Source organism: Hydrogenophaga sp. ANAO-22 (genome assembly GCF_042466645.1).
GTDB lineage: Bacteria > Pseudomonadota > Gammaproteobacteria > Burkholderiales > Burkholderiaceae_C > Hydrogenophaga.
Genome location: NZ_CP159956.1, coordinates 1,684,207 through 1,708,548, shown reverse-complemented (window position 1 = coordinate 1,708,548; position 24,342 = coordinate 1,684,207). Strand labels below are relative to the sequence as shown.

The window sequence follows — 24,342 nt, the reverse complement described above, 5'->3', positions numbered from 1 at the left end:
CCTGGCCCGTTCGTCGTGAGGGTGGGGCGCCCCTGTTGGCGGCGGCCCCTTTGCACCAGAAAGGCAACGCCATGGCCAAGCTCGTGTTCGGCATGAACCAGTCCCTCGACGGCTACGTCGACCACACGGGTTTCGCGCCCGGCCCCGTGCTCTTTCGCCATTTCATCGAGCAGGCCCAGGGGCAGACGGGCAGCGTCTATGGTCGCGTGATGTACGAGATCATGCGCTACTGGGACGACGAGCATCCGGAATGGGACGCCGAGGAACGCGCCTTCGCGGCGGCGTGGCGCCGGCAGCCGAAGTGGGTGGTCTCGCGCACCCTGAAGTCGGTCGGCCCCAATGCGACGCTGGTGGGGGATGACCTCGAGGGCGCGATCCGCGCGCTGAAGGCCGGGCACGACGGCGAGATCGAGGTGGCCGGCCCGAACCTGGCCAAGCGCCTCACCGAGCTGGGCCTGATCGACGAGTACCGGATCTACCTGCACCCCGTGGTGCTGGGCCAGGGCCAGCCCTATTTCGCCGGGCCCCGGCCGCCGCTGCGGCTGGTGAGCCACGAGCCGATGGGCGAGGACGTGCTTCGGTTGACCTACGTGCCGGCCTGAGGCCTCTTGCGAGGGCGGCTTGCGTCAGCGCGGCTGGCGCATGAGGTGCCGCGCCACCGCGTCGAAGGCCGGCAGCGTGGTCGGGTCGTTGGCGGCATTGCTCGCCACCGGGTGCGAGGCGTAGCGCACGATCACCACGCCGGCCTGCGGGTTCACGTAGATGCGCTGGCCGTGCACGCCGCGCGCCATGAAGGCGCTGTCGGGCTGGTGGGTGACCCACCACATGTTGCGGTAGCTCCAGCCGGGCAGCAGGCTGTAGCCGGCCTGGGCGAAGGCCTCGCGGCTGCCGCCGCGCCGGATGTCGTCCACCACGGCCTTGGGGATGATCTGCTGGCCGTTGAAGCGGCCGTTCTGGCGCAGCATCTCGCCAAACCGCGCGAGGTCGCGCAGGCCGGTGTTGAGGCCGCCGCCGGCGAAGGGGGTGCCGGTGGCGTCCACGGTCAGGTAGGCGTCCTGCTCCGCGCCCAGCCGGCTCCAGATGCGCTCGGACAGCAGCTCGGCCACATTGCGCCCGGTGACGCGCGCGATGACCCAGCCCAGGGCATCGGAGTTGACGGTCTTGTAGCCGAAGGCCGCGCCGTGCCGGCCTTCGGGCTGCACGGTCTGCAAGTACTCGTAATAGCTGCGCGGGCCGGAGTAGTCCTTCGGCTTGGGCAGCGGGTTGCCGGCTTGCGAGAAGGCCCAGACTTCCGCGTTGGGGTCGGCATAGTCTTCGCTGTACTTGAGGCCCGTGGTCATGTCGAGCACCTGCCGCACAGTGGCGTTGCCGAAGGCCGAGCGCGCCAGCTCGGGCACGTAGTCCGCGACCCGCTTGTCCGCGTCCAGCCGGCCTTCGGCCACCAGCATCGCGCCCAGCGTGCCGGTGACGGATTTGGTCACCGACATGGCGCCGTGCTGCCCCTGCGCGTTCAGCACCCCGAAGTAGCGCTCGTAGACGACGCGGCCCTGGTGCAGCACCAGGATGCCGTCGGTGTAGTTGGCGGCCAGCGATTCGGCCCAGCTCATGGTGGCCGCGCCGCCCAGGGGGGTGAAGCGCACGGCGTCGATGTCCTGTCGCAGCGCGCGCGGCAGCGGCGTGGGCGCGCCCACGCCACGCGAGACGTTCACCGTGGGCATGAGCTGGCGGAAGTTCGACACGCTCCAGCGCATCGCGGGAAACTGGAAGTAGCTCCCATCGTCGAAGCGCAGTTGCCGCTCCGGTGGGGGCGGGGAGCCCACCATCCAGCCCAGCTTGGCGGGGTCGCTGGCCGCGGCGTCCGGCGGCGGGGTCTGGGCGAAGGCGGTGGTGGCGGTGACCACGCCGAGCGCGAGCGCGAACGGCAGCAGGGTGGATTTCATGGCAGGTGGCTCCCCAGGTGGGCGCGTGTCAACAGTTCTCTCAGATCGGACAGCCCGACCGGCTTCTGCAGGCGCGCGTCGAAGCCGGCGAAATCGGCGCGGCCGGCTTTCTCGTCTTCGGTGCCGTAACCCGTGACGGCGGCGGCGAAGAGGGTGTCGCCACCGGGCAGGGCACGCAGTTCCTGCAGGACCTGCGCGCCATTCCTGCCGGGCATGCCGATGTCGAGAAACGCCATGCGGGGGCCGTCCTGCCGGGCGGCTTCGAGCGCGGCCTTGCCGTCGTAGGCGGTGCGCACGCGGCAACCGAGCATGCGCAGGAGGTCCGCGAGGCTGTCGGCCGCGTCGCGGTTGTCGTCCACGACCAGGAGCCAGGGCGTTTCCTGCTGGCTTGCCTGCGCATCCATGGACGCGCCGGGCAACTCGAAATGAAAGACGCTGCCCTGGCCCGGCCCGGGGCTGGTCGCGGCGATCGTGCCACCGTGCATCTCCACGATGGAGCGCGCCAGCGCCAGCCCGATGCCCAGGCCGGACTGCCGCGACGCGGCAACGCCGTCGCCCTGGGAGAACAGGGCGAAGATCTCGTGGATGGCCGTGGCCGAGATGCCCTCGCCGTTGTCGGCCACCTCCACCCGCAGTCGGGCGGCGTTCACGCGCGCGCTCAGCTTGATGGTGCCGCCGATGGGCGTGAACTTGGAGGCATTGCCCAGCAGGTTCTGCAGCACCTGGGCGAGGCGGATTTCATCCGCGTTCACCCAGAGGCTGGCGGCGGGGATGTCGACGTCGAAGGCCTGGCCCCGCGCGTCCATCGAAGGCCGCGCCACATCGATGGCCCGGGCCACCACCTGGTTGAAGGACACGCGCTCGGGCTTGATGCGGATCTTGCCGCTGGTCAGGCGCCCGGCGTCCAGCAGGTCGTCGATCAGCCGCGTGAGGTGGGTCAACTGCCGGTCGATCATGTCGCGGCTGGTGCGCAGCGTGGGGCTGGGCGAGGCTTCCAGCTGCAGAATCGACACCGCGTTGCGGATGGGCGCGAGCGGGTTGCGCAGCTCGTGGGCCAGCATGGCGAGGAACTCGTTCATGCGCTTCAGGGAATGCTCCAGCTCGCGCAGCTTGCTGCGCTCGCTCATGTCGCGCGTGACCTTGGCGAAGCCCAGCAGGGAGCCGTCCGCGCCGTGGATGGGCGTGACGATGATGTTGGCCCAGAAGGTCGAGCCGTCCTTGCGCACGCGCCAGCCTTCGTCTTCGGTCCGGCCGTGGGCCAGGGCGTCCTTGAGTTCCTGCACGGGGCGGCCCGCCTGGACGTCCTCCTGCCGGAAGAACATGCCGTAGTGCTTGCCGATCACCTCGCTGGCCGCGTAGCCCTTGATGTCCTCGGCCCCGCCGTTCCAGCTCTGGATGATGCCGTCGGGGTCGAGCATGTAGATGGCGTAGTCGCGCACGCCTTCGATCAGCAGGCGGAACCGCTCCTCGCTTTGCCGCAGGGCCTCTTCGTGGGCGCGCCGCTCGGTGAGGTCGCGCGTGACCTTGCCGAAGCCGGTGAGCGTGCCGTGCGCATCGCGCATCGGGGTGATGACCACGTTGGCCCAGAACGGCGTGCCGTCCTTGCGGACGCGCCAGCCTTCTTCCTCGTACTTGCCGACCGCCGCGGCCTGCCGCAGCTCGTGGTCGGGCCATTTCCGGGCGCGCGCCGGCTCCGGGTAGAACATCGAGAAGTGCCGGCCGATCACCTCGTCGGCGCGGTAGCCCTTGATGCGTTCGGCCCCCGCGTTCCACGACATCACGTGGCCCGCCGGGTCGAGCATGAAGATGCCGTAGTCCTGGACGGCCTCCACCAGCAACTGGAAGCGGTCGGCGGTGGACGGTTCGCGCGTGTCGGGGGCAGTCACTGAGGTGCGCTCCAGGGGGTGGGAGGGTGGGCGGCGGCGGCCCCCAGTCTACGCCGCGACGGCGGCGCGGCTGTGTGGGTTGGCGCACGGACCCCACGAGGGGGAATTGCCCCGGCTTTCCCCGTCTGTTCGCGGTCTTGCGGATTCGTCGGCGTGGGAAATTCACCGTCCTGACAGGTCGCCTGGCTTCGCCCGCCTTCGGGCAGCGCCAGGCATTCACTTCCACTGGACGAAGAAAGAAGCCGCCGCGTGTCTCATCCCCACTCCCTTTCCACGAGTTCCCCTCTTGCCACCATGAGCCTGCGCACCAAGCTGCTGCTGCTGGTCATCGGGGTGGTGCTGGTCGGATTTGCCGTCACCGTGATTTCGCTGACCCGCCAGGCCGGCCAGCTGCAGGAAAGCACCGCCCTCCTGTACGCCGAGGAGCTGGCGAGCCGCAACGCGGCGCAGGTGGAGTCCGAGCTCAACGCCACCATGACGGCGGCGCGCACGCTGGCCCAGGCGCTGGGCGGCCTGAAGGCCACCGGGCAGGCCGACCGCATCGAGGCCGATGCGCTGATCCGCAACGTGCTGGAGGGTTCGCCCCAGTTCCTCGGGGTCTGGGTGGCCTGGGAGCCCAACGCGTTCGACGGCCGCGATGCCGAGTACGTGGACAAGCCGGGCCACGACGCCACGGGCCGCTACATCCCCTACTGGAACCGGGGTTCTGGCTCGCCGATGGTGGAGCCGCTGGTGGACTATGACAAGCCCGGCCCGGGCGACTATTTCCAGCTGCCCAAGCGCACCGGCAAGGAAACGCTGATCGAGCCCTACAAGTACACGGTCGCGGGCAAGGAAGTTCTGATCACGACCACCTCGGTGCCCATCGTGGTCAATGGCCAGTTCGTGGGCGTGGCGGGCATCGACCTGCCGCTGTCCAGCCTGCAGGAGAAGGTGCAGGCGATCCGCATCTACGACACCGGTTACGCCAGCCTGCTGTCGAACGGCGCCCTGTACGTCGGCGACCGCGACCGCGCCCAGGTGGGGCAGGCGCTGACCAAGCCGGCCGAGCTGGAAGCCATGCGCACTGCGCTGAGCGAGAACCGGCCGCAGCGCGTGCGCTACCTGCACGAGGGACTGAACACCGAGGTGACCAGTGTCTACGTGCCGATCCGCGTGGGCCGGGACCACTCGTCGTGGGCCTTCGCGGCCACCGTGCCGCAGGACCGCATCCTCGCCGAGGTGCGCCAGCTCAACCTCACCGCGGCCTTGCTGGGCGCGGTGTCGATCGTGGTGGTGTCGCTGGGCCTGCTCTGGGCCCTGCAGCGCCTCGTGCTGCGCCCGCTGGGCGGTGAACCGGCCGAAGCGGTGGCGGTGAGTGCGCGCGTGGCCCGGGGCGACCTGGGCCAGCCCGTGCCCGTGCGGGCCGGCGACACCCAGAGCCTGATGGCCCAGCTGGCCATCATGCAGAAGGACCTGGCCAGTGTGGTCGGTCGCGTGCGACGCGGTGCCGAGGCCGTGGCCACGGCCAGCGCGGAGATTTCCCAGGGCAACCAGGACCTGTCCAGCCGCACCGAGAACCAGGCCAGTGCGCTGGAGGAAACCGCCGCTTCCATGGAGCAGCTGGGCACCGCCGTGGGCCAGAACTCGGGCCATGCGCGTGAGGCCGACCAGCTGGCGCGTTCGGCCACCACGCTGGCCGAGCAGGGCGGCGCGGCTGTGCAGCGCGTGGTGGACACCATGCAGGACATCGACGCCGGTTCGCGCAAGATCGCCGACATCATCGGCGTCATCGACGGCATCGCCTTCCAGACCAACATCCTGGCGCTCAATGCGGCCGTCGAGGCGGCGCGCGCCGGTGAACAGGGCCGGGGCTTCGCGGTCGTGGCCGGCGAGGTGCGCAGCCTGGCCACGCGCTCGGCCCAGGCCGCGCGCGAGATCAAGGCCTTGATCGGCACCAGCGTGGAGAGCGTGGGCAACGGCACGGTGCTCGTGAACGAGGCCGGCCAGACCATGCAGGAGCTGATTGCATCCATCCAGAAGGTCTCGCGCCTCATGTCGGACATCAGCACCGCCAGCGGCGAACAGAGCGCGGGCGTGAGCCAGGTCGGCGAAGCGGTGGTGCAGCTGGACCAGACCACGCAGCAGAACGCCGCGCTGGTGGAGGAAATGTCCGCCGCCGCCAGCAGCCTGCGCCAGCAGGCGGACGAGCTGGTGAAGACGGTGTCCGTGTTCCAGCTCGGGGCCTCGACCCACGGCTGAACCTCGGTGGCGGCCCGGCGACGGAGCGCCGCCTTTTTCGCCTTATCCGTGCGCGGCGTGGCCCGAGGCCATGTCCCACACTTTTTGCGCGATGGGGTTCTTCTGCTCTTCGATGATGTGGGCCATCAGGCCGACGGTGCGCCCGATCATGGTGAGCGCCTTGCCGAGTTCGGGCGTGAGGCCCATGTCGAGCACGATGGCGCCCTTGGCGCCGGTGGCGTTGAGCGGGATCTTGCGGCCCGACTGGCGAGCCGCCGCCGCCGCGAGTTCCACCGCGAAGCGCGAGTACACGCCGTAGTAGCCGCACTCGCGGGCGATCTCGAACATCCGCTCGCAGCGCGGATCGCCGTCCACATGAATCGGGTGGCCCACGCCTGGGATCTTGCGCTTGGCGGCCTTGTTGGCCCGCACGCATTCTTCGGCGCACGCACGCAGCTCTTCGTCGGTGTAGCTGTCCTTCGGGGGCAGCGCGTCGCGCAGGAAGCGCGCGCTGTACTCGATGACGCCCAGGAAGCGGCTGCCCGCGCCCAGTAGGCCCGCGGCCAGCGCGCCCTGCATGGCCTCGGGGGCGCCGTGCAGTGTGAGGCGCGAGGACAGCGCGCTGGGCGTGAGGCCGTGGTCGGTGGCGCTGATGAGGAACAGGTTGAGCATGCGCTTGAGCGGCGGGCTGGGGAACTCGCCGAGCAGCTCCAGCGCCAGCACGTCGATGAAGTCGCGGTTGAACAGGTCGTTGACCAGGTCATGGCCCCGCACCAGGATGGAATGGGCGTCGCCTCCGCCGATCTGGCTGTCGAACATGGTTGTTTTTCCTTTGCTTGATGTGTCAGGGTGGCCGGTGCGTCACTCGATCACGGCATCCAGGGCGACCACGCCCTGACCGTCGTCGAGCACGACCAGTGGATTCACTTCCAGGGATTGCACGCCGTCGCCCAGCGCGAGGAACAGCGCGGCCGTGCGCTGCATGGCGTCCAGCAGCGCGGCGCGGTCGCGCGCGGGCAGGCCGCGGTGGCTGGCGAGCCGCCGGGCGATGCGCGTCTTGTCGAGCGCGCGCTCCAGCACAGCACGGCCCGCCGGCAGGTGGCAGCGGGCCACATCGGCCTCGACCTCCACCCACACGCCGCCCGCGCCCACGCTCAGCACCGGGCCGAAGACCGCATCGCGGTGGATACCGACCAGCATTTCCACGCCGTCCGTCACCATCTCCGAGACCAGCACACCCCGGATGGCGTGCGCCGGCACCAGGTGCCGCCGCGCGTTGGCGAGGATGCGGTCGAAGGCCTCCCGCACCTGTTCTGCGTCGCGCAGGTGCAGGGCCACGCCGCCGATCTCGCTCTTGTGCAGCACCCCGTCGGCCACCAGCTTGAGCGCCACCGGAAAGCCGATGCGGCACGCCTGCGCGGCGGCTTCCGCGGCGGTGGTGGCCTGCGCCTCCTGCGGCGAGCGCACACCGTGTTGCGCGAGCAGTGCCTTGGCCTGGGTCTCGTTGCAGGGCAGCGGCACGGTCGAGGAGGACGGGTTCGCCACCACGGCCTCGGGTTCGTCGGTGGTGCCGAGCTGCTGCGCGTATCCGCTGCAGCGTCGCAGGGCCAATGTGGCGTTGCGCAGGCTGTAGATCGGCGCGAAACCTTCCCGCACCAGCAGCTCGTGCGCCGGGCCGCGCCGGCTGCTCATCCAGACCGGCACGAAGGCCTTGCTGCCGGTGCGGGCCACTTCCAGCATGTTGCGCACAATGCCTTCGGTGCTGGCCGCGTAGTTGGAGGTGATGGGGTACAGCACCACGTCCACGCCGGGGTCGGCGAACAGCGGCGTGAGGCAGCGCCGCGCCAGTTCGGGGTCCACCAGCGCCTTGGTGGTCAGGTCCACCGGGTTGGTCAGCGCGGCGTAGGAGGGCGCGTGCTTCGCCATCTCGGCCACGGTGGTGTCGGCCAGCGTGGCCATGGCCAGGCCGGCTTCGCCGACCTTGTCGGCCGACAGCACACCCGCGCCGCCCGACGACGAGTACACGCAGACCCGCTCCAGGCTGCGCACGCCCACGCGCGAGATCAGGCTGGCCACGTCGAGCAACTCGTCCAGGTCTTCGACGCGGATCACGCCGTACTGCGAGAACACCGCGTCGTTGACCACGTCTTCACCGGCCAGCGAGGCGGTGTGCGACTGGGCGGCCTTCTTGCCGAAGTCCGAGCGGCCGATCTTCAGCGCGACCAGGGGCTTGCCGGCGCGTTGCGCGGCCTGGGCCGCGGCCACGAAGCGCGCACCGTCCTTGATGCCCTCCATCACGGTGCAGATCAGGTCGGTGCCGGGGTCCTGCGCCAGCCAGTGGATGAAGTCGGCGCTGTCCAGATCGACCTCGTTGCCGGTGGAGAACCAGCGCGAGAAGCGCACGCCGCGCTCGTCGCCTTGCATCAGCGAGCGGCCCAGGCCGCCGCCCTGCGTCACCAGGCCGATGCGCGAGAGCGCGCCGCTGCGGCCGTCGTTGCGGAATTCGGTCGAGAAGGTCAGTCCCAGGCGCGGGGCCAGCAGGGTCATGCCCGCGCAGTTGGGGCCGTAGATGCGCATGCCGGTGCGCTCGGCCAGCGCCCGCATCTCGGCCTCGACCGAGCGGCCCGCCTCGCCCAGCTCGGCAAAGCCGCCGGTGAACACGATGGCGTAGCGCACGCCTCGGGCCGCGCAGGCGTTCAGCGTGGCGATGGCCGATTCGGCCGGCACCAGCAGCAGGGCCACGTCGATGCCCTGGGCCGGCACCTCGCCGACGCTGCGGTGCAACGGCCGGCCCATCAGCTCGCCGCCCTTGGGGTTGACGAGGTGGACCTCGCCGCTGAAATCCGAGTGCTCCAGCAGGTTGAGCACGGTGGTGTGGCCCAGCGTGCCGGGGCTGGTGGAGGCGCCCACGACCATCACCGAACGCGGCTGCGTCAGGCCCGCGAGGTCGTCGAAGCGCACGGCGCCGTCAGGATGGCACGCGTTCATGCCGCCTCCGTTCTGCATTTCATCAGCGTGGTCCATTCGCTGTCCACCACGACCTCGCCGCGCTGGTTCTTCACGGTGCGGTGCATCGCCACGCGGCCCGTGCCCGGGCGCTTTTTCGAGAGCGTCTTCTCGCCGATGCGCAGCTCCACGTGCAGGGTGTCGCCCATGAAGACGGGCTGGCGCCACTGGCAGCGCAGCTCGGTCAGCGCCAGGCGGGCGCCGTCCATCAGCCGGTACACCGGCATGCGGGTGGTCAGGCCCGAGGCGATGGCCAGGGTCAGCAAGCCGTGCGCGGCGCGCTGACCGAAGGGGTGCTCGGCGGCGAACACCGCGTCGGTGTGCAGCGCGTTGTAGTCGCCCGAGAGGCCCGCGAACTGCACCACGTCGGCCTCGGTCACGGTGCGGCGCGGGCTCTCCCAGGCCTGGCCGGGCTGCAGGTCGTCGAAGTACAGGCGCCGGCCCAGGTGTTCGTCCAGGTCGAAGGGCGGGTTCATGCGTAGCGCCCTCCGGTGACGTGCACGGTCTCGCCGGTGGTGAAGCCGGCTAGCCGCGAGGCCAGGAAGGCCACGGTGGCGGCCACGTCGGCCGGGTCGCCCAGGCGGGCCACCGGGGTGTTGGACTTGGCGCGTTCGGTCAGCTCGGCGTAGTCGGGCCGCTGCTGCATGCGCGGCGTGGAGATCACGCCCGGTGCGACGGCGTTGGCGGTGATGCCGAACTTGCCCGACTCCAGCGCCAGCGAGCGCGTGAACCCGATCAGGCCGGCCTTGGCCGCCGAGTAGTTGGTCTGCCCCGGGTTGCCCAGGTGCGCGCGCGAGGCGATGTTGACGATGCGGCCGTGGCGCTGCGCCATCATCAGCGGCAGCACGGCGCGCGAGCAATGGAAGGCGCCGAGCAGGGTCACGTCGAGCACCGCGTGCCAGTCTTCCTCGCGCATGCGGGTGAGGTAGCTGTCGCGCGCGAAGCCCGCGTTGTTGACCAGCACGTCCACCTTCTGCCAGCGCTCGATGGCCTTCTGCACGGCGAGGCCCACCTCGTCCTTGCTGGTCACGTCGGCGCGCACGCCCAGCGCCTGGCCGCCCAGGGCGGTCAGCTCTTCGCAGGCGGCGTCAATCGCGTCCTGGTTGGTGTCGCACACGACGACATTGCAACCTTCCTGCACGAAGCGCCGGGCCATGGCCAGGCCCAGCGTGCCCGCACCGCCCGTGATGAAGGCGGTGCCATCTTTCAGTCCGAGATCCATGATCGGTCATTCCATTCAAAGCAAGGTCAGTCGATCTGCAGCTTGGCGGTTTCCACCAGGGTCTTGGCTTCGGCGCGTTCCTTTTCCCAGAACTTCGCGAAGACCTCGGGCGTGCTGCCCACCAGCGGCGTGTAGATGCGCGCGAAGCGCTCGCGCACCTCGGGCGATTCCAGCGTCTCGCGCAGCGCCTTGGAGAACTTGTCGACGATGGGCTTGGGCGTGCCCGCGGGCATGACGACGGCTTGCCAGGTGGTGACCTTGAAGCCGGGGACGCCGGCCTCTTCCACGGTGGGAATTTCGGGCATGTCGGCCGCGCGCTTGCCCCCGCTGACGGCCAGGGCCCGCAGCGAGCCGTCCTGGATGAACGGGGCGGTGGTGGAGCGGCTGTCCACCATGAAGGTCAGGCGCCCGGCGAGCAGGTCCTGGATGGCCGGCGCGCTGCCCTTGTAGGGCACGTGGGTCATGGGCGCGTTCAGGGCCAGGGCCAGCGAGGCGCCGGCGATGTGCATGGAACTGCCGTGGCCGGCCGAGCCGTAGGACATCGTGGCACCCGTCTGCTTGATGCCCTGCAGCAGCTCCTGCATGGTGCGGTACGGCGAGGACTTGGGCACGACCACTACCAGGGGCGAGTCGGTGAGCTGCGTCACGGGCACGAAGGCCTTGCCCGGGTCGATCTTCACGCCCTTGTAGAGGTAGGTGTTGACCGCCAGCGGGCCCACGTTGGCCCACAGCGCGGTGTAGCCGTCGGGCGCGGCGGTGGCCACGGCCTGGTTGGCGATGTTGCCGTTCGCGCCGGGCTTGTAGTCCGGCACCACGGGCTGGCCCAGGCGGCGGGCGAGTTCCTCCTGCACCATCTTGAAGGCGATGTCCGATGCGCCGCCGGGCGCGAAGCCGATCACCATGCGGATGGGCTTGTCGGGCCATTCGGCCAGGGCGCTGCCCGCGAGCGTGCACGCCGCGAGGCCGAAAACGATTTTCTTGCTGAGTTTCATGGTGGTCTCCTGGGTTGAAAGGGTTTACACGCTCATGTCGTACTTGACGTTCTTGAGCTGGGTGTTTTCGTAGATCGCTTCGAGCCCGCGCTCCTTGCCGATGCCGGACTGCTTGTAGCCGCCGAAGGGCGCATCGAACGAGGTGCGCACGCCGGTGTTGATCGCGACGCTGCCGCTCTGCAGGCCGTGCGCAATGCGCAGGGCGCGGCCGCCATCGCGCGTGAACAGCACGGCGGCCAGGCCGTAGCGCGAGTCGTTGGCGATGTCCAGCGCCTGGGCTTCGTCGCGGAAGCCGATGACCGACTGCACCGGGCCGAAGATCTCGTCCTGCGCGGACTGCATGCGGTTGTGCGAGTTCAGCAGCAGCGTGGGCCGCACGAAGAAGCCGGCGGCCGTCGTGGCGTCCAGCGCCATCTGCCCGGACGCGGCGGGCAGGGCGCCTTCGCGGCCGGCGATTTCGATGTACTGCTCGACGCGCTGCTTCTGCGCCGCGCTGACCAGCGGCCCCATCTCGGTGGCCGGGTCCGTGGGTGAGCCCACGCGCACGGTCGCGAGCCGCTGCTGCAGGCGTTGAATGAATTCGTCGCGGATGCCGTCCTGCACCAGCAGGCGGGTGCAGGAAATGCACACCTGGCCCGAGTTCTTGATGAGGTCGCCCGCGGCCACGGCCACGGCCTTCTCCATCGGCGCGTCGTCGAACACGACGAGGGGCGACTTGCCGCCCAGCTCCAGGGTCACGCGCTTGACGTCGCCCGCAGCGGCGGCCTGGATGCGCGCGCCCGTCACGGTGCCGCCGGTGAACGACACGCGCGAGACCAGCGGGTGCGTCACCAGCCGCTGGCCCACGGTGGCGCCGGGGCCGTTGACCACGTTCACCACGCCCGGGGGAAAGCCGGCTTCCTCGAACAGCCGTGCCAGCGCCATGGTGGACAGCGGCGTCACCTCCGAGGGTTTGAGGATCACCGTGTTGCCCGCGGCCAATGCCGGCCCGAGCTTGTTGACGGTGAGGGTCATCGGGTAGTTCCACGGCATGACCAGGGCGCACACGCCCAGGGGCTCGCGCAGGGTGAAGTTGAGCACGTCGGGCTGGCCCACCGGAATGGTCTCGCCGCGCACGGCCGGGATGATGCCGGCGAAGTACGCCAGCGAGGCGGGCATGGCCTTGAGCGAATCCAGCGAGTGCGTGATGGGCTTGCCCACGTTGAGGGTTTCGAGCCAGGCGATCTTTTCGCGGTCGCGCTCGAACAGATCGGCCAGGCGCCGCAGCAGCCGGCCGCGCTCGGCGGGGGTGGTCTTGCGCCAGTGTTGTTGATACGCCTCGTGCGCGGCCATCACGGCCGCATCCACGTCGGCCTCGGTGGCTTCGTGCACCTGGGCCAGCACCTGACCCGTGGCGGGGTTCAGGGTGTCGAAGGTGCGGCCTTGCGCCCCCGCGGTCCAGCGCTCGCCGATGAGCAGTTCGTAGGGCCGGGTGTCGACAACGTTCATGGGGAAACTCCTGGGTGGGCCATCTGCAGGTACAGCGACCGGATGTCTTCGTGCGCCAGCGGGCGCGGGTTCAGGGGTGTGGAGGCGCTTTGCCGCGCCTGGGTCGCGAGCAGGTCGGCCTCCTGCACCGACAGGTGCAGATCGGTGAAGCGCGTGGCGATGCCGCCCAGCCGGGCCAAGGCTTCCACCGCTTCGATCAGGGCCAGCGCGTCGCGCGGCTCGTCGCCGGTGTTCGAGATGCCCAGCGTGCGCGCCGCGTCCGCGTAGGGGCGGGCGTGCGTCTGCACCGTGTGGCGCGCCACCACGCTGAACACCGGGGCCAGCACTTCCGCGTGCGTGAGGTGCACCCGCGCTTCGAGCGGCGTGCACATGCCGTGCACCGCGTCCACCTTGTTCAGGCCAATGGCCACGCCCGCGAGGTAGGCGCCCATCTGCATGTCGGCGCGGGCCTGCAGGCTGTCGGGGTCGCGCAGCACGGCGGGCAGCGCGGGCAGGCAGATGCGCAGCGCGTGCAGGGCCAGGGCCTTGCCGACCGGGGACGGGTCGGTGTTGACCCAGGTGCCCAGCGCGTGCAGCACCGCGTCGAAGCCGCCGTGCGCCGTGGGGCGGGGTGGCAGGCCCAGCGTCAGCGAAGGCTGCAAGGCCACGATCGCGGGGCGGGTGCGCAGCGAGCGGTACAGGTGCTTGCGGCCGTCGTCGCCCTGGATCAGGGCGGCCGAGCTGCTTTCGCTGCCGGTGCCCGAGGTGGTGGGCACCGCCAGCAGCAGGGCGTCCTGGGGCGTGGCAGGGGCGTCCAGCCAGGCCCGGCCCTGCGGCGCCTGCAGATCTTCCACGTCCAGGTGGCCGGCCAGGCCGGCCAGCACCACCTTGGCCACGTCGATCGCGCTGCCGCCGCCCACGGCGACGAGGCTGGCGCAGCCCAGGCGCCGCGCCATCTGCAGCGCCTCGCGCACCTGGGTCAGCGAGGGGTTGGGCACCACGCCGTCGTACACCTGCCACGACAGCCCGGGCACGGTGGCGAGCGCGGCTTGCACGGCGGGGCCGACGGCGCGCCACACCACGGGGTCGGTGATGACCAGGGGCTGGCGCAGGCGCGGTCCCGCGGCCACAACGGCGCGCGCCAGCGCATCGGCGCCCCAATGGCTGTCGCCCGGCCAGGAGACGCCACCGCCGGCCGCCGGGGCGGTGGGGGACTGCAGGGGGTTGATTTTGTCCGTCATTGTCTTTATAATTTGCATAGCGAATTAACAACTCGCTAAGTGAATTGATCATACGAAAGGCGGCATCCCCATGTCAAGCACCGACACGTCCGCCCGCTCTGCGGGCGACCCTCCGGAGGCGGTCGAACCCGACCGCCAGTTCGTCACGGCGCTCGCGCGCGGGCTGGAGGTGCTGCGCTGTTTCGACGCCGAGCGGCGCATGCTGGGCACCACGGAAATCGCCCACCTGACCGGGCTGGCGCAACCCACCGTCTGGCGGCTGTGCCACACCCTGCAGAAGACGGGCTTCCTGAGCCCGGTGCCGGGCAAGGACAAGCTGCAGCTGGGCGCGGCGGTGATCGCGCTGGGCGCGGCCGCGCTGGCCGGGCAGGAGGCGCTGGAGGTCATCCGGCCCCAGCTGCAGTCGCTGGCCGACCGCTACCAGGTGGCCGTGGCCCTGGGGCGCCGGGACGGCGACAGCATCGTCTACCTGCTGCGCTGCCAGGGCAATTCGCCGCTGCTGATGAACCTGCGCGTGGGCTCGCGCATCCCGCTGTTCCACAGCGCGATCGGCTGGGCCTACCTCGCGTCCTGCACGCCCGAAGAGCGCGCGCGGTTGCTGGCCGAGGCCGGCGAGGCGGCCGCCGATCCGGCGGAGCAGCAGGCGCTGGCGCAGGCCATCGCGCTGTACCCGGAGCGCGGCTTCACGTACCACGAGCGCCCCCGGCACCAGATCAACACCGTGGCGTCGGCCATCGAACTGCCGGCCGGTGAACGTTATGTGATCAGCTGCGGCGGCCCGGCGACGCTGCTGCCGCAGCCGCTGATGCTGGGCGAGGTGGGGCCGCTGCTGCGCCAGCTGGCGCTGGAGCTGCATCCGATCCTGCTGATGGGGCGGCACGTATGAGCGCGGGCGTCACGATTCCGGACCGTCTTCCCACGCGCATCACCGAGCTGCTGGGCATCCGCTGGCCCTTGCTGCTGGGCGGGATGATGTGGCTGTCGGACGCGCGCCTGGTCGCTGCCATGGTGCGCGCTGGTGGCATGGGCTTCATCACCGCGCGCAGCTCGCGCACCGACGAGGCGTTCCGCCAGGCGCTGCGCGACTGCAGGGAATGGACCCAGGGCCAGCCCTTCGGTGTGAACCTCACGCTCTCGCGCCGCGTGGCGCAGAACGACGTGATGCTCACGCGCCTGCGCATCGCGCTCGAAGAGGGCGTGCGGATCTTCGAGACGGCGGGGCTGCCGCCCACGCCGCTGCTGCCCGAGATCAAGGCCGCAGGCGCGGTGGTCGTCCACAAATGCGCCCACGTGCGCCACGCGGTGGCGGCGCAAAACATGGGGGTGGACGCGGTCACGCTGGTGGGCATGGAAGAGGGCGGCCACCCGGGCAACAACCAGCTGCCCACCTTCCTGAATGGCGCGTATGCGCTGGAGCGGCTGCAGGTGCCGCTGGCGCTGGGCGGTGGCATTGGCCACGGCCGGCAGATCGCCGCCGCGCTGGCCCTGGGGGCGGACGCGGTGGTGATGGGCAGCGTCTTCACCCCGGCGGTGGAGACGCCCGCGCACGAGGCCTACAAGCAGCGCGTGGTGAATACCGACGAGCACGGCACCCGTGCCGTGCTCGGCAGCCTGGGCGACACCTGGCGCATCATCGACAACGACAACGCGCGCAAGGTGGCCGCGCTGGAGCAGACGGGGGCGAACAGCTACGCGGCGTTCGGCGAACTGATCAGCGGCGAACGCACGCAAACCCTGGCCTACCAGGCCGGCCAGCACGAAGAAGGCATGCTCTCCATGGGGCCCGCCGTGGGCTTCGCGCGCGCGATCGAGCCTGTGGCCAGCATCGTGCAGCGGCTGCAAAGGGAGTGCGTGCAGGCCTGTGGCCGATTCCAGCGCCTGCAGGTGTCGGCCTAAGCGCGCTCAGGCCCGACGCGCATCCCCGCCTGCCAGGCGCGGACCTGGTTGACGACGAAGTCGATCAGGGTCCGTGTGGCCAGGGTCTGGAAGCGGTTCGGCATGCGCAGCAGAAACAGGCGCGTGCCGAACACGCTCAGCCGCCAGTCGTGAAGCGCCGTGACCACGCGGCCCTCGGCGACATCCTGGTCGATGACGTAGTCGGGCACCAGCCCCACGCCCAGGCCGGCCAGGATGGCTTCGCGCAGGAACTGGAAATTCTCCGAGGCCAGGGTGGGGCGCTGGCTCAGCTCGCGCCGTTCCTCGTCGCGGTAGGCCGAGATCCGCAGCTCGCGGCCGGAGACGGCGGAGGTGATCAAGGGCACGCGCGCCAGGTCTTCCAGGGTGCTGGGCATGGCATGCAGGCGCGCGTGCTCGACCGAGGCGCAGACGGCGTAGCGCACCGCCGCCAGTTCCGTCGCCACCAGCTGCTGCGGCGGCTCGGACATCACCCGCACCGCCACGTCCACCTCCTCGTGCAGCAGGTCGTCGACGCGGTTGTCGAACAGCAGCTCCAGCGCGATGTCGGGGTACCGGCGCTTGAACTCGATCAGCCAGCCCGACATCACCAGGTGCCCGAAGCCGGTGGGCACGCTCAGGCGCACCGAGCCGTGCAGCGACCGCCCGAAGGTCGTCACCGACTCGCGCGCCGCCATCAATTCGTCGCGCACCACCTTGCCGTGCCGGTACAGCCGCTCGCCGACCTCGGTCAGCTCCACGCGCCGGCTGGTCCGCCGCATGAGCTGCTGGCCGAGCGATTTCTCCAGCTGCGCCAGGTGGTAGCTGATGTTGGCCCGGCTCATCTTCAGCTGGCGGGCGGCCAAGCTGAGGTTGCCGGCCTCGACGATGCCCACGAAGAGCACGAGCGCGTTGGAGTCCATGGGGTTGAATGTCAAAATGTACTTGACGTATTGTTCATGTTTTTTGTGATTGTCAAGCGGCATCGATGGGTCAACAATCCGGCTCCCCCACAGGAGATGCCCCATGTCGCTGGACCCCGAAACCTTTCAATTGCTCAAGGAGAGCGTGCACCGCTTTGTTCGCGACCGGTTGATGCCCGCGGAAGACGAGGTGGAGGCGCGCGACGAGGTGCCGGCCGACATCGTGGCCGACATGAAGGAGCTGGGGCTGTTCGGCATCTCGATCCCCGAGGCATTCGGCGGCATCGGGCTGAGCATGACGCAGGAGTGCGAAGTCGCCCACGAGCTGGGGCACACCGCGCTGGCGTTCCGCTCGGTGGTGGGCACCAACATCGGCATCGGCTCGCAGGGCATCCTGATGGATGGCACGCCGGCGCAGAAGGCCGAGTACCTGCCCCGCATCGCCAGCGGCGAGCTGATCGTGTCCTTTGCGCTCACCGAGCCTGATGCCGGCTCGGACGCGGCCTCCCTCAAGACCCAGGGCGTGCGCGACGGCAGCGACTACCTGCTCAGCGGCACGAAGCGGTTCATCACCAACGCCCCGCGCGCCGGTGCCTTCACCCTGATGGCGCGCACCGAAGGTGCGGGCGCGGGCGGCATCACGGCGTTCATCGTCCCCGCGGGGCTGCCGGGGCTCTCACTGGGCCCGACCGACAGGAAGATGGGGCAGCGCGGCACCAAGACCTGCGACGTGTATCTGGATCAGGTGCGGGTGCCCGCCGGGAACATCATCGGCGGCGAGCCCGGCAAGGGCTTCAAGACCGCGATGAAGGTGCTGGACCGGGGCCGCCTGCACATCTCGGCGCTGGCCTGCGGCATGGCCAGCCGCATCCTGCGCGAGAGCATTGCCTACGCGCAGCAGCGAAAGCAGTTCGGGCAGCGCATTGGCGACTTCCAGCTGGTGCAGGCCATGCTGGCCGACAGCCAGGCCGAGCTGCAGGCGGGCTGGGCGCTGGTGCAGGCGGTGGCGGCGCGCTACGACGCCAAGCCCTTCGGCGCGCCCGACGCCGAGGTGAGCATGCAAGCCTCGTGCGCCAAGATGTTCACCACCGAGATGGTGGGCCGCGTGGCCGATCGTGGCGTGCAGATCCACGGTGGCTCGGGCTACATCAACGACTACAAGGTCGAGCGCTTCTACCGCGACGTGCGCCTGCTGCGGCTCTACGAGGGAACGACCCAGATCCAGCAGGTGGTCATCGGCAAGCACCTGATGAAGGCGGCCTGAGCACGGCGGTGCCCGACACACGCCCGTGGGGTGTCTAGGGGCTCTGCCGCACCAGCGAGAGAAGCCGATTGAAGTTGTCCATGTCGTCGTCGCTTTTCCATCGGTTGATGAACCGCGCGACCACCTGGAGGTTTCCCTCCTCGTAGTGCCCGTTGGCGTCCTTGCGATCCAGCGACGGTGACAGCTCCTTGTCCTGGAAGGTCAGATCAAGAGGCAGTTGGGAGATGGCGCACACCGGGTTCCTCAACAACCCTTCCAGGTGCGCTTGAAAATGCTCGCTGGAAGCGAACCGCACCTCCTTGTGCTTCGAGACCCTGACGGTTTCCGAACCACTCGCCGCCGCAGCCTGGTGCGCCATCGCCAGCATGTGCACGATGGCGGCCCTGCGCCGCCATTTTTCCTCCTGGCTCCCGGGCGTCGCCTCGCCTGGCTCGGCGCCCGTTGCGGCGTTGATCTGCCATTGGGGCCCAGGCCGATCCGCTTCAAGCGCCAGCCTCTCCAGAAACACGCTGGCACCCGACAGCGTGAAGCCCAGCATGTAGGCGTTGATTCTCCTGTCGAAAATCCGGGGCCGGGCGGGCTCGTTTTCAAGCAGGGCTTTCTGATGGTCCAACCAGGCGCGTGCGTCCGCGTGCTTCTCAAGGTCATTGCCGGTCATCGCCAGCGGATCGACAGCGATTTCAACCTCGTTGGCGCCAAGGCAATCGTTCCTGTAGAGGGACAGAACCCATTTGCCCTTCAAGGGATGGGAGACGACGTAGATGCCATCCTTGAGGATCCTGTGTTGGGGATCGGATCGAATCTTCCACGGCCCCCCGGGCGGCGCAACGATCTCGCCGCATTGTCGAAACGCTTCGTCGCTGATGGTCACGGTTTTACCTCCAGAGCTATAGGTGCTGCATGGTTTCGCAAGCTGGCTTCCGTTCATGGCCCGTCACTGCCTGCGATGAGCGACCCGCTTCTCGCAGAAACCTGCTGGATCTGCTGCCGCAGCCAACGCCGCAAGGGGTCGGCGTCGGTGCGTTCGTGCCAGATCTGTTTCACCTCCACCCGGGGCAGGTCGATCGGCAGCGGGTGGATCTGCAGATCGGGGTCGCGTTGCGCGGCCTCTTCGGCCACCGAGCGCAGGCAGGTCAGCAGAAAGGCCGAGTCCCGGACCAGGCGGGTCGGGGCCAGGAAGCTGGAGAGGCCCGCCGCGATGCGGCGGCGCAGGCCCCGCGCCTCCAGGGCGCGGTCGACCCGCCCATGCAGATCGCCAGTGAGCGTGGTCAGCAGGTGTTCGCAGGCCAGGAATTGTTCGAGCCCCAACGCACCTCCGTTCAAGTGGGGGTTGTGGCGCGAGGCCAGCACCACGAAGTCTTCGCTGAACAGGCGCTGCTGGCGCAGCGTGTCGGGCAGCTCGTCGTAGAAGCCCGCGATGGCGAGGTCGCAGCTGCCTTTTTCCAGTTCCTCGCGAGGCAGCTGGCCTCGCGTGTTGTGCGTGATCAGGATGACCCCGGGCGCCTGCGCGCGCAGCCGGGGCAACAGCCCGGGCAGCAGGGACTGTTCGAGGTAGTCGGTGGTGAAGAGGTGCAGCCGCTCGTTGCGCGAGAGGAAGTTGCTGCCTTCGCTGCGGTGGTAGAAGGCCTCGATGTCGCCCACCAGCGCCTGCACCTGCGGCGCCAGCTCATGCGCCCGGGGCGTCGGCGTCAGGCCACGCGGGGCGCGCACGAAGAGCGGGTCGCCCATCTCGTGGCGCAGCTTGGCCAGCTTGTGGCTCAGCGCGGGCTGGCTCAGCGCCAGGCGTTCGGCCGCGCGCGAGGCGTTGCGCTCCTGGTAGACCACGTGGAAGACCCGCAGCAGGTTCAGGTCCTTGTTGTCGATATTCATTTATTGAATTCCAAAGATCGAATCTTTCGACTTTTCGAATCATAGAAGCGTCCCGATCATCGTGTCCAACCCATTTCAACCACGGCCTGCGGGCCTCGAAAGGATGCGCGATGAAGAAGATATTGATGGTGCTGACCTCCCACGACCGGCTGGGCGACACCGGGCACAAGACCGGTTTCTGGCTGGAGGAGTTCGCCGCCCCGTACTACCGGTTCAAGGACGCGGGCGCGCAGGTCACGCTGGCCTCGCCTCTGGGCGGGCCGCCGCCGATCGACCCCAAGAGCCACGAAGCCGATGCCCAGACCGAAGCGACACGCCGCTTCAACGCCGACGCGCAGGCCCAGGCCGCCCTGGCCCGCACCCTGCCTCTGGGCGACGTGAACGCGCAGGACTTCGACGCGGTGTTCTACCCCGGTGGCCACGGGCCGCTGTGGGACCTGGCGGAAGACACCCGGTCCATCGCGTTGATCGAACGCTTCCTGGCGCAGGACAAACCGGTGGCGGCGGTGTGCCACGCACCCGCCGTGCTGCGCCATGTGAAGGACGCGCAAGGGCAGCCGCTGGTGCGCGGCCGCCAGGTCACCGGCTTCAGCAACAGCGAGGAATCGGTGGCCCAGCTCACCGACGTGGTGCCCTTCTCGCTGGAGGACATGTTGACTGGCCACGGCGGCCTCTACACCCGCGGGGCCGACTGGCAGAGCCACGTGGTGGTGTCCGGCCGGCTGATCACGGGGCAGAACCCGGCATCTTCCGAAGCGACCGCCGAGGCCTTGCTCGCGCAGCTCGGAGCGCGCTCATGAGCCGCGCCGCGTTCGCGCTGGCGGCGCTGCTGGCCTTTTCCTGGGCGGCCCAGGCCGCCGATCTGCTGCCGCTGGAACGCTGGCGCAGCTACCAGGGGGTGAGCTGGGAGGCTGCCGCACCCGGGCAGGCGGCCGTGCCGTTCGCGCAATCGGTGAACGCGCCCATCGCCGGCCTGCATTTCGACGCCCGGGGCGGCGCCTACGTGAGCACGCCCCGCCTGCTCTCGCCCGCCGCGCCGGCCACCCTGAGCCGGCTCGACACCACGGCCGACGGTGGCCCCGCGAGGCTGACCGCCTTTCCTTCCACGCAGGGCAACGATGTGAAGGCGCCGCCCCACCTGGCCTTGCGCAACGTGCTCGGCTTCCATGTGGACCGGCGCAACGGCTGGCTCTGGGCGCTGGACATGGGCTTCGTGGCGGGCGAGGCCGAAGCGCCCGCCGGGGCCCAGAAGGTGATGGTGTTCGAACTGGCCTCGGGCAAGCTCTTGAAGACCATTGCGCTGGACGGCGTGGCCGATCGGGCGGGCAGCTTCCTCAACGACATCGCGGTCGACGAACGCCGGCGCGTGGCCTATGTGTCCGACAGCGGCTTTCGCAGCGCGCCGCGCAACCAGGTGGGTCTGATCGTGGTGGACCACGCCAGCGGCACGGCCCGGCGTGTGCTGGACGGGCACGCCAGCCTGCAGATCGAGCCGGGCGTCAAGGTGGTGTCCGGCGGCAGCGAGGTCTGGCCCGGCAACCCCTTGCTGATCGGCGTCAACGGCATCGCGCTCTCGCCCGATGGACAGACGCTGTACTGGACGGTGACGACCGGCACGCAGGCCTGGGCGGTCCCGACCGCCGTGTTGCGCCGGGCGGGCGCCAGCGACGCGCAGATCGCGCGCGAGGTCCGAAGCCTGGGCGTGGTCGGCGGCAACACCGACGGCATCGTCACCGACCCGGTGGGCGACCTCTACATCACCGACGTGACGCGAGGCGGCATCGTGCGCTACAGCCCCTCAACGCGCGCGCTGGCGCTGATCGCCGCGAACGGCGCGGTGCGCTGGCCCGACACGCCGGCCTGGCACCCGGGCGGTGACCTGGTCTTCACCGCCAGCGCACTCAACCAGCACTTCGACGGCCAGGTCAAGGCCGGGGAGGAGCGCTACGAGCTGTGGCGGCTGCGGCCGCGCGGCCAGAAGGCCACGCGCCACTGACGATCCCTCGCGCCGCCTTCCGACGCCACGCTGTCTCCTGCGCTGAGCCGCAGGAGACAGCGTGGCCTTGTCGCGCCCGTGCATCCCGCCCTTTTCTGCTACATTCCGGACAGGATATATGATGTAAAAAGTAAGGTGCGGAGATGGCTGAACTGGGCCGAGTGGAAAAGCAGAACCTGTCCCAACGCGTGTACGTTGAGATTCGCAATGCCTTGATGAACGGGCAATACGCGCCCGGTTCGAGGCTGCGCATCGCCGAACTCGCCGAGGTGCTGGGCACCAGCATCACACCGGTGCGCGAGGCCATCTTCCGCCTGGCGAGCGAGCAGGCGCTGGACGTGACCGCCGCCACCTCGATCGCGGTTCCCGAGCTGGACTTGGCCACCGTGCGCGAGATCCAGCTCATGCGGGGCCTGCTCGAAGGCGCGGCCGCCGCCCAGGCCGCGCGGCAGATCACGCGCAAGGAAATCGAGCACCTGGAGAAGATCCAGGACCAGTTCATCAAGGCCTCGGCCACCAACCCGAAGGACGCCGCCCGGCGCAACCGCGACTTCCATTTCGAGTTGATGGCCGCCGCCCGGCTGCCCAGCCTGTCCGCGGTCGTCGAGACCCTGTGGGTGCGGATGGGGCCGCTGCTGAACACCTTCCACGCCAAGGTGCCCCGGCGCAACATCTTCAACAGCGGCCACCCGCACTACAAGGTGCTCGAAGGCCTGAAGGCCCGCAACCCCGAGATGGCGTCCAAGGCCATCCAGGAAGACATCCAGTGGGGTGAGCGGGTGTTGACCGAGTGGATGAGCGGGCGCTCGGTCGAAGAGATCTACGCCTAGGCGTTCAGCCGGCCTGGCCGGTCGTGAACTCGACCAGCAGCCGGATCTGCGTCGTGACCATGTGCACGCCCTTGTGGATGCGCTGGCCGTTCTCCGACGCTCGCTGCAGCAAGGGGGTGATGTCGGGCTGCATCACGACCTCGGCCACCACCGTGTCCTGGCGCAAGGTGGTCGGGTCGAACGGCAGCGGGTCTTCCGGGTGCAGGCCCAGCGAGGTGCCGTTGACGGCGATGTCGTAGCCTTCCACGCGCGCTGGATTGAGTTCGACCACCAGGTCCGGGAAATGGCGCGAGAGCTGCTGCCCCAGTTCGCGCGCCTTGTCCACCGAGCGGTTCCGGATGCCGATGCGGCCCACCTGCGACCCGGCCAGCTCGAACGCGATGGCGGTCGCCACGCCGCCGGCGCCCGCGAGCAGCACCGAGCGGCCGGCCAGCGGGATGCCCCGCTCCAGCAGGCCCTGCACGAAACCCTGGCCGTCGTACATGCGGCCCGACAGCGTGCCATCGGCGTTCTTGCGCACCGCGTTGCACACGCCCATCACCTCGGCCAGGCCCTCCAGCGTGTCGCAGTGCCGGCAGACCTCGTGCTTGTGCGGGATGGTGATGACGAAACCGGGAATGTTCTCGATGCGGCGGATGGCCTCGATGGCCGCGGGCAGGTCCGCGGGCGAGACCTTCCACGGCACCATCACGGCGTTGATGCCGTGCTCGCTGCAGTGCTGGTTGAAGAAGCCGGGCGTGCGCACGTGCTCGCTCGGGTAGGCCAGCAGGGGCACCACGGCGGTTCGGCCGTTGACGGCGGGGGTCGGTGGAGGGTTCACGCTCATGGGCTCCGGTGCGGGTTCAGGCGATGCCGAATCCGCCGTCCACGGGCATCACGATGCCGGTGACGTAGGCGGCCTCGGCCGACAGCAGGAAGCTCACCACGCGGGCCACGTCCGCCGGCTGGCCCCAGCGCCCGAGCGGAATGCGGCCCAGGATCGCCGCGCTGCGCTCGGGATTGTGGATGGCGCCGGAGGCCAGTCGCGTGTCGATCCAGCCCGGCGCGATCGCGTTGACCCGCACACCGTCGGCGGCGAAGGCCACCGCGTGCGAGCGGGTGAGGGAGGTCACGCCGCCCTTGCTGGCCGAGTACGCCGGGTTGCGGGCCGAACCGAACTGGCTCCACATGGAGGCCACGTTCACCACCGCGCCGCGCGCCGCCTTGAGGCCGGGCAAGGCGGCGAGCGTCAGCCGGTTGACTGCGTTGAGGTTGATCGCCACCACCTTGTCGAAGCCGTCGGGCGTGAGTTCCTTCTGCTCGTGCAGGATGATGCCCGCCGCATTGACCAGTCCGTCGACGTGCGGGAGCCGCTCGAACAGGGCCGCGATCGCGGCGCTGTCGGTCACGTCCAGGCGGGTGAATTCGAGCTGGTCGGGCAGCGTGGGCTCGGTGTCCAGGCCGGCGCACACCACGCGCCAGCCCTTGGCTTGCAGCTCCTGGGCGCAGGCCAGCCCGATCCCCGTGCCGCCACCCGTCACCACCGCCACCTTTTGCCTTTGATTCATGAAAACGTCTCCTTGTTGATGGAAGACGCATGATATATCATGCATC

At 69.6% G+C, this 24,342-nt stretch carries 22 protein-coding genes; 8 read left to right on the top strand and 14 right to left on the bottom strand.

Going from position 1 to position 24,342, the window contains the following annotated elements:
• Positions 1 to 71 precede the first annotated feature (71 nt).
• Positions 72 to 602: a dihydrofolate reductase family protein gene (locus tag ABSY19_RS08000; RefSeq protein ID WP_382161079.1), complete on the top strand. Its 531-nt coding sequence runs from the start codon at positions 72 to 74 to the stop codon at positions 600 to 602.
• Between the two features lie 24 nt (positions 603 to 626).
• On the opposite strand, the gene ABSY19_RS07995 is transcribed toward ABSY19_RS08000, so the two are convergent.
• Entirely contained in the window at positions 627 to 1,823 is a 1,197-nt protein-coding gene (locus tag ABSY19_RS07995; protein WP_382163739.1) for a serine hydrolase domain-containing protein, read from the bottom strand.
• A gap of 113 nt (positions 1,824 to 1,936) precedes the next feature.
• On the bottom strand, positions 1,937 to 3,826 hold the full coding sequence (locus ABSY19_RS07990) for a PAS domain S-box protein (protein WP_382161076.1): 1,890 nt from the start codon (positions 3,824 to 3,826) through the stop codon (positions 1,937 to 1,939).
• Positions 3,827 to 4,120: 294 nt separating this feature from the next.
• On the opposite strand from ABSY19_RS07990, the gene ABSY19_RS07985 reads away from it, so the two are divergent.
• Entirely contained in the window at positions 4,121 to 6,067 is a 1,947-nt protein-coding gene (locus ABSY19_RS07985) for a methyl-accepting chemotaxis protein (protein ID WP_382161073.1), read from the top strand.
• 42 nt (positions 6,068 to 6,109) lie between these two features.
• Here the strand turns inward: ABSY19_RS07985 and ABSY19_RS07980 are convergent, their stop codons facing one another.
• From ABSY19_RS07980 to ABSY19_RS07950, 7 genes are read right to left on the bottom strand one after another with little or no spacing between them, the layout of a single operon-like run.
• Positions 6,110 to 6,865 carry a citryl-CoA lyase gene (locus ABSY19_RS07980; RefSeq protein WP_382161070.1) on the bottom strand — a complete coding sequence of 252 codons (756 nt, stop codon included), beginning with the start codon at positions 6,863 to 6,865 and terminating at the stop codon, positions 6,110 to 6,112.
• Positions 6,866 to 6,907: 42 nt separating this feature from the next.
• On the bottom strand, positions 6,908 to 9,034 hold the full coding sequence (locus tag ABSY19_RS07975) for an acetate--CoA ligase family protein (RefSeq protein ID WP_382161068.1): 2,127 nt from the start codon (positions 9,032 to 9,034) through the stop codon (positions 6,908 to 6,910).
• Positions 9,031 to 9,528, bottom strand: a complete 498-nt coding sequence (locus ABSY19_RS07970) for a MaoC/PaaZ C-terminal domain-containing protein (protein ID WP_382161066.1) — start codon at positions 9,526 to 9,528, stop codon at positions 9,031 to 9,033. The genes ABSY19_RS07975 and ABSY19_RS07970 overlap by 4 nt, the downstream gene beginning before the upstream one ends.
• Positions 9,525 to 10,274 (bottom strand): 3-oxoacyl-ACP reductase FabG, encoded by a 750-nt coding sequence (fabG, locus tag ABSY19_RS07965; protein WP_382161063.1) that lies wholly within the window; start codon positions 10,272 to 10,274, stop codon positions 9,525 to 9,527. The genes ABSY19_RS07970 and fabG overlap by 4 nt, the downstream gene beginning before the upstream one ends.
• Before the next feature lie 26 nt (positions 10,275 to 10,300).
• A complete protein-coding gene (locus ABSY19_RS07960; RefSeq protein WP_382161060.1) occupies positions 10,301 to 11,266 on the bottom strand; it encodes a Bug family tripartite tricarboxylate transporter substrate binding protein in 966 nt (321 codons plus the stop codon).
• Between the two features lie 24 nt (positions 11,267 to 11,290).
• Positions 11,291 to 12,754 (bottom strand): aldehyde dehydrogenase family protein, encoded by a 1,464-nt coding sequence (locus ABSY19_RS07955; protein WP_382161057.1) that lies wholly within the window; start codon positions 12,752 to 12,754, stop codon positions 11,291 to 11,293.
• Positions 12,751 to 13,974 carry an iron-containing alcohol dehydrogenase family protein gene (locus ABSY19_RS07950; protein ID WP_382161054.1) on the bottom strand — a complete coding sequence of 408 codons (1,224 nt, stop codon included), beginning with the start codon at positions 13,972 to 13,974 and terminating at the stop codon, positions 12,751 to 12,753. The genes ABSY19_RS07955 and ABSY19_RS07950 overlap by 4 nt, the downstream gene beginning before the upstream one ends.
• Positions 13,975 to 14,044: 70 nt before the next feature.
• Here ABSY19_RS07950 and ABSY19_RS07945 point away from each other — a divergent pair, with 70 nt between their 5' ends.
• Positions 14,045 to 14,860, top strand: coding sequence for an IclR family transcriptional regulator (locus tag ABSY19_RS07945; protein ID WP_382161051.1), 816 nt, complete (start codon positions 14,045 to 14,047; stop codon positions 14,858 to 14,860).
• A complete protein-coding gene (locus ABSY19_RS07940) occupies positions 14,857 to 15,870 on the top strand; it encodes an NAD(P)H-dependent flavin oxidoreductase (protein ID WP_382161048.1) in 1,014 nt (337 codons plus the stop codon). The genes ABSY19_RS07945 and ABSY19_RS07940 overlap by 4 nt, the downstream gene beginning before the upstream one ends.
• On the opposite strand, the gene ABSY19_RS07935 is transcribed toward ABSY19_RS07940, so the two are convergent.
• The gene (locus ABSY19_RS07935; RefSeq protein ID WP_382163737.1) at positions 15,867 to 16,790 is read right to left on the bottom strand and encodes a LysR family transcriptional regulator; all 924 of its coding nucleotides are present in this window, start codon (positions 16,788 to 16,790) and stop codon (positions 15,867 to 15,869) included. The two genes, ABSY19_RS07940 and ABSY19_RS07935, sit on opposite strands and share 4 nt — an antisense overlap.
• A 103-nt stretch (positions 16,791 to 16,893) precedes the next feature.
• Here ABSY19_RS07935 and ABSY19_RS07930 point away from each other — a divergent pair, with 103 nt between their 5' ends.
• Positions 16,894 to 18,054, top strand: coding sequence for an acyl-CoA dehydrogenase family protein (locus ABSY19_RS07930; RefSeq protein WP_382161045.1), 1,161 nt, complete (start codon positions 16,894 to 16,896; stop codon positions 18,052 to 18,054).
• A gap of 34 nt (positions 18,055 to 18,088) precedes the next feature.
• Here ABSY19_RS07930 and ABSY19_RS07925 read toward each other — a convergent pair whose 3' ends face one another.
• Positions 18,089 to 18,925, bottom strand: a complete 837-nt coding sequence (locus tag ABSY19_RS07925; protein WP_382161042.1) for a hypothetical protein — start codon at positions 18,923 to 18,925, stop codon at positions 18,089 to 18,091.
• Between the two features lie 53 nt (positions 18,926 to 18,978).
• Entirely contained in the window at positions 18,979 to 19,923 is a 945-nt protein-coding gene (locus ABSY19_RS07920) for a LysR family transcriptional regulator (RefSeq protein WP_382161039.1), read from the bottom strand.
• A gap of 110 nt (positions 19,924 to 20,033) precedes the next feature.
• Here ABSY19_RS07920 and ABSY19_RS07915 point away from each other — a divergent pair, with 110 nt between their 5' ends.
• From ABSY19_RS07915 to ABSY19_RS07905, 3 genes are all read left to right on the top strand, one after another.
• Entirely contained in the window at positions 20,034 to 20,723 is a 690-nt protein-coding gene (locus ABSY19_RS07915; RefSeq protein WP_382161036.1) for a type 1 glutamine amidotransferase domain-containing protein, read from the top strand.
• The gene (locus tag ABSY19_RS07910) at positions 20,720 to 21,919 is read left to right on the top strand and encodes an L-dopachrome tautomerase-related protein (RefSeq protein ID WP_382161033.1); all 1,200 of its coding nucleotides are present in this window, start codon (positions 20,720 to 20,722) and stop codon (positions 21,917 to 21,919) included. The genes ABSY19_RS07915 and ABSY19_RS07910 overlap by 4 nt, the downstream gene beginning before the upstream one ends.
• A gap of 143 nt (positions 21,920 to 22,062) precedes the next feature.
• Positions 22,063 to 22,749 (top strand): GntR family transcriptional regulator, encoded by a 687-nt coding sequence (locus ABSY19_RS07905; RefSeq protein WP_382161030.1) that lies wholly within the window; start codon positions 22,063 to 22,065, stop codon positions 22,747 to 22,749.
• A 4-nt stretch (positions 22,750 to 22,753) separates the two neighbouring features.
• Here the strand turns inward: ABSY19_RS07905 and ABSY19_RS07900 are convergent, their stop codons facing one another.
• Together ABSY19_RS07900 and ABSY19_RS07895 are read right to left on the bottom strand one after the other, a co-directional pair.
• Complete coding sequence (locus tag ABSY19_RS07900; RefSeq protein ID WP_382161027.1) at positions 22,754 to 23,575, bottom strand: shikimate dehydrogenase family protein; 822 nt, start codon at positions 23,573 to 23,575, stop codon at positions 22,754 to 22,756.
• Positions 23,576 to 23,591: 16 nt separating this feature from the next.
• Positions 23,592 to 24,296, bottom strand: coding sequence for an SDR family NAD(P)-dependent oxidoreductase (locus ABSY19_RS07895; protein ID WP_382161024.1), 705 nt, complete (start codon positions 24,294 to 24,296; stop codon positions 23,592 to 23,594).
• Positions 24,297 to 24,342: the final 46 nt, after the last annotated feature.

What these genes read in the sequence shown, in the direction of transcription:
- ABSY19_RS08000 (WP_382161079.1), top strand. Translation starts at nt 72, where the DNA reads ATGGCCAAGCTCGTGTTCGGCATGAACCAGTCCCTCGACGGCTACGTC.
- ABSY19_RS07995 (WP_382163739.1), bottom strand. Translation starts at nt 1,823, where the DNA reads ATGGTGGGCTCCCCGCCCCCACCGGAGCGGCAACTGCGCTTCGACGAT.
- ABSY19_RS07985 (WP_382161073.1), top strand. Translation starts at nt 4,121, where the DNA reads ATGAGCCTGCGCACCAAGCTGCTGCTGCTGGTCATCGGGGTGGTGCTG.
- ABSY19_RS07980 (WP_382161070.1), bottom strand. Translation starts at nt 6,865, where the DNA reads ATGTTCGACAGCCAGATCGGCGGAGGCGACGCCCATTCCATCCTGGTG.
- ABSY19_RS07975 (WP_382161068.1), bottom strand. Translation starts at nt 9,034, where the DNA reads ATGAACGCGTGCCATCCTGACGGCGCCGTGCGCTTCGACGACCTCGCG.
- ABSY19_RS07970 (WP_382161066.1), bottom strand. Translation starts at nt 9,528, where the DNA reads ATGAACCCGCCCTTCGACCTGGACGAACACCTGGGCCGGCGCCTGTAC.
- fabG (WP_382161063.1), bottom strand. Translation starts at nt 10,274, where the DNA reads ATGGATCTCGGACTGAAAGATGGCACCGCCTTCATCACGGGCGGTGCG.
- ABSY19_RS07960 (WP_382161060.1), bottom strand. Translation starts at nt 11,266, where the DNA reads ATGAAACTCAGCAAGAAAATCGTTTTCGGCCTCGCGGCGTGCACGCTC.
- ABSY19_RS07955 (WP_382161057.1), bottom strand. Translation starts at nt 12,754, where the DNA reads ATGAACGTTGTCGACACCCGGCCCTACGAACTGCTCATCGGCGAGCGC.
- ABSY19_RS07950 (WP_382161054.1), bottom strand. Translation starts at nt 13,974, where the DNA reads ATGACGGACAAAATCAACCCCCTGCAGTCCCCCACCGCCCCGGCGGCC.
- ABSY19_RS07945 (WP_382161051.1), top strand. Translation starts at nt 14,045, where the DNA reads ATGTCAAGCACCGACACGTCCGCCCGCTCTGCGGGCGACCCTCCGGAG.
- ABSY19_RS07940 (WP_382161048.1), top strand. Translation starts at nt 14,857, where the DNA reads ATGAGCGCGGGCGTCACGATTCCGGACCGTCTTCCCACGCGCATCACC.
- ABSY19_RS07935 (WP_382163737.1), bottom strand. Translation starts at nt 16,790, where the DNA reads ATGGACTCCAACGCGCTCGTGCTCTTCGTGGGCATCGTCGAGGCCGGC.
- ABSY19_RS07930 (WP_382161045.1), top strand. Translation starts at nt 16,894, where the DNA reads ATGTCGCTGGACCCCGAAACCTTTCAATTGCTCAAGGAGAGCGTGCAC.
- ABSY19_RS07920 (WP_382161039.1), bottom strand. Translation starts at nt 19,923, where the DNA reads ATGAATATCGACAACAAGGACCTGAACCTGCTGCGGGTCTTCCACGTG.
- ABSY19_RS07915 (WP_382161036.1), top strand. Translation starts at nt 20,034, where the DNA reads ATGAAGAAGATATTGATGGTGCTGACCTCCCACGACCGGCTGGGCGAC.
- ABSY19_RS07910 (WP_382161033.1), top strand. Translation starts at nt 20,720, where the DNA reads ATGAGCCGCGCCGCGTTCGCGCTGGCGGCGCTGCTGGCCTTTTCCTGG.
- ABSY19_RS07905 (WP_382161030.1), top strand. Translation starts at nt 22,063, where the DNA reads ATGGCTGAACTGGGCCGAGTGGAAAAGCAGAACCTGTCCCAACGCGTG.
- ABSY19_RS07900 (WP_382161027.1), bottom strand. Translation starts at nt 23,575, where the DNA reads ATGAGCGTGAACCCTCCACCGACCCCCGCCGTCAACGGCCGAACCGCC.
- ABSY19_RS07895 (WP_382161024.1), bottom strand. Translation starts at nt 24,296, where the DNA reads ATGAATCAAAGGCAAAAGGTGGCGGTGGTGACGGGTGGCGGCACGGGG.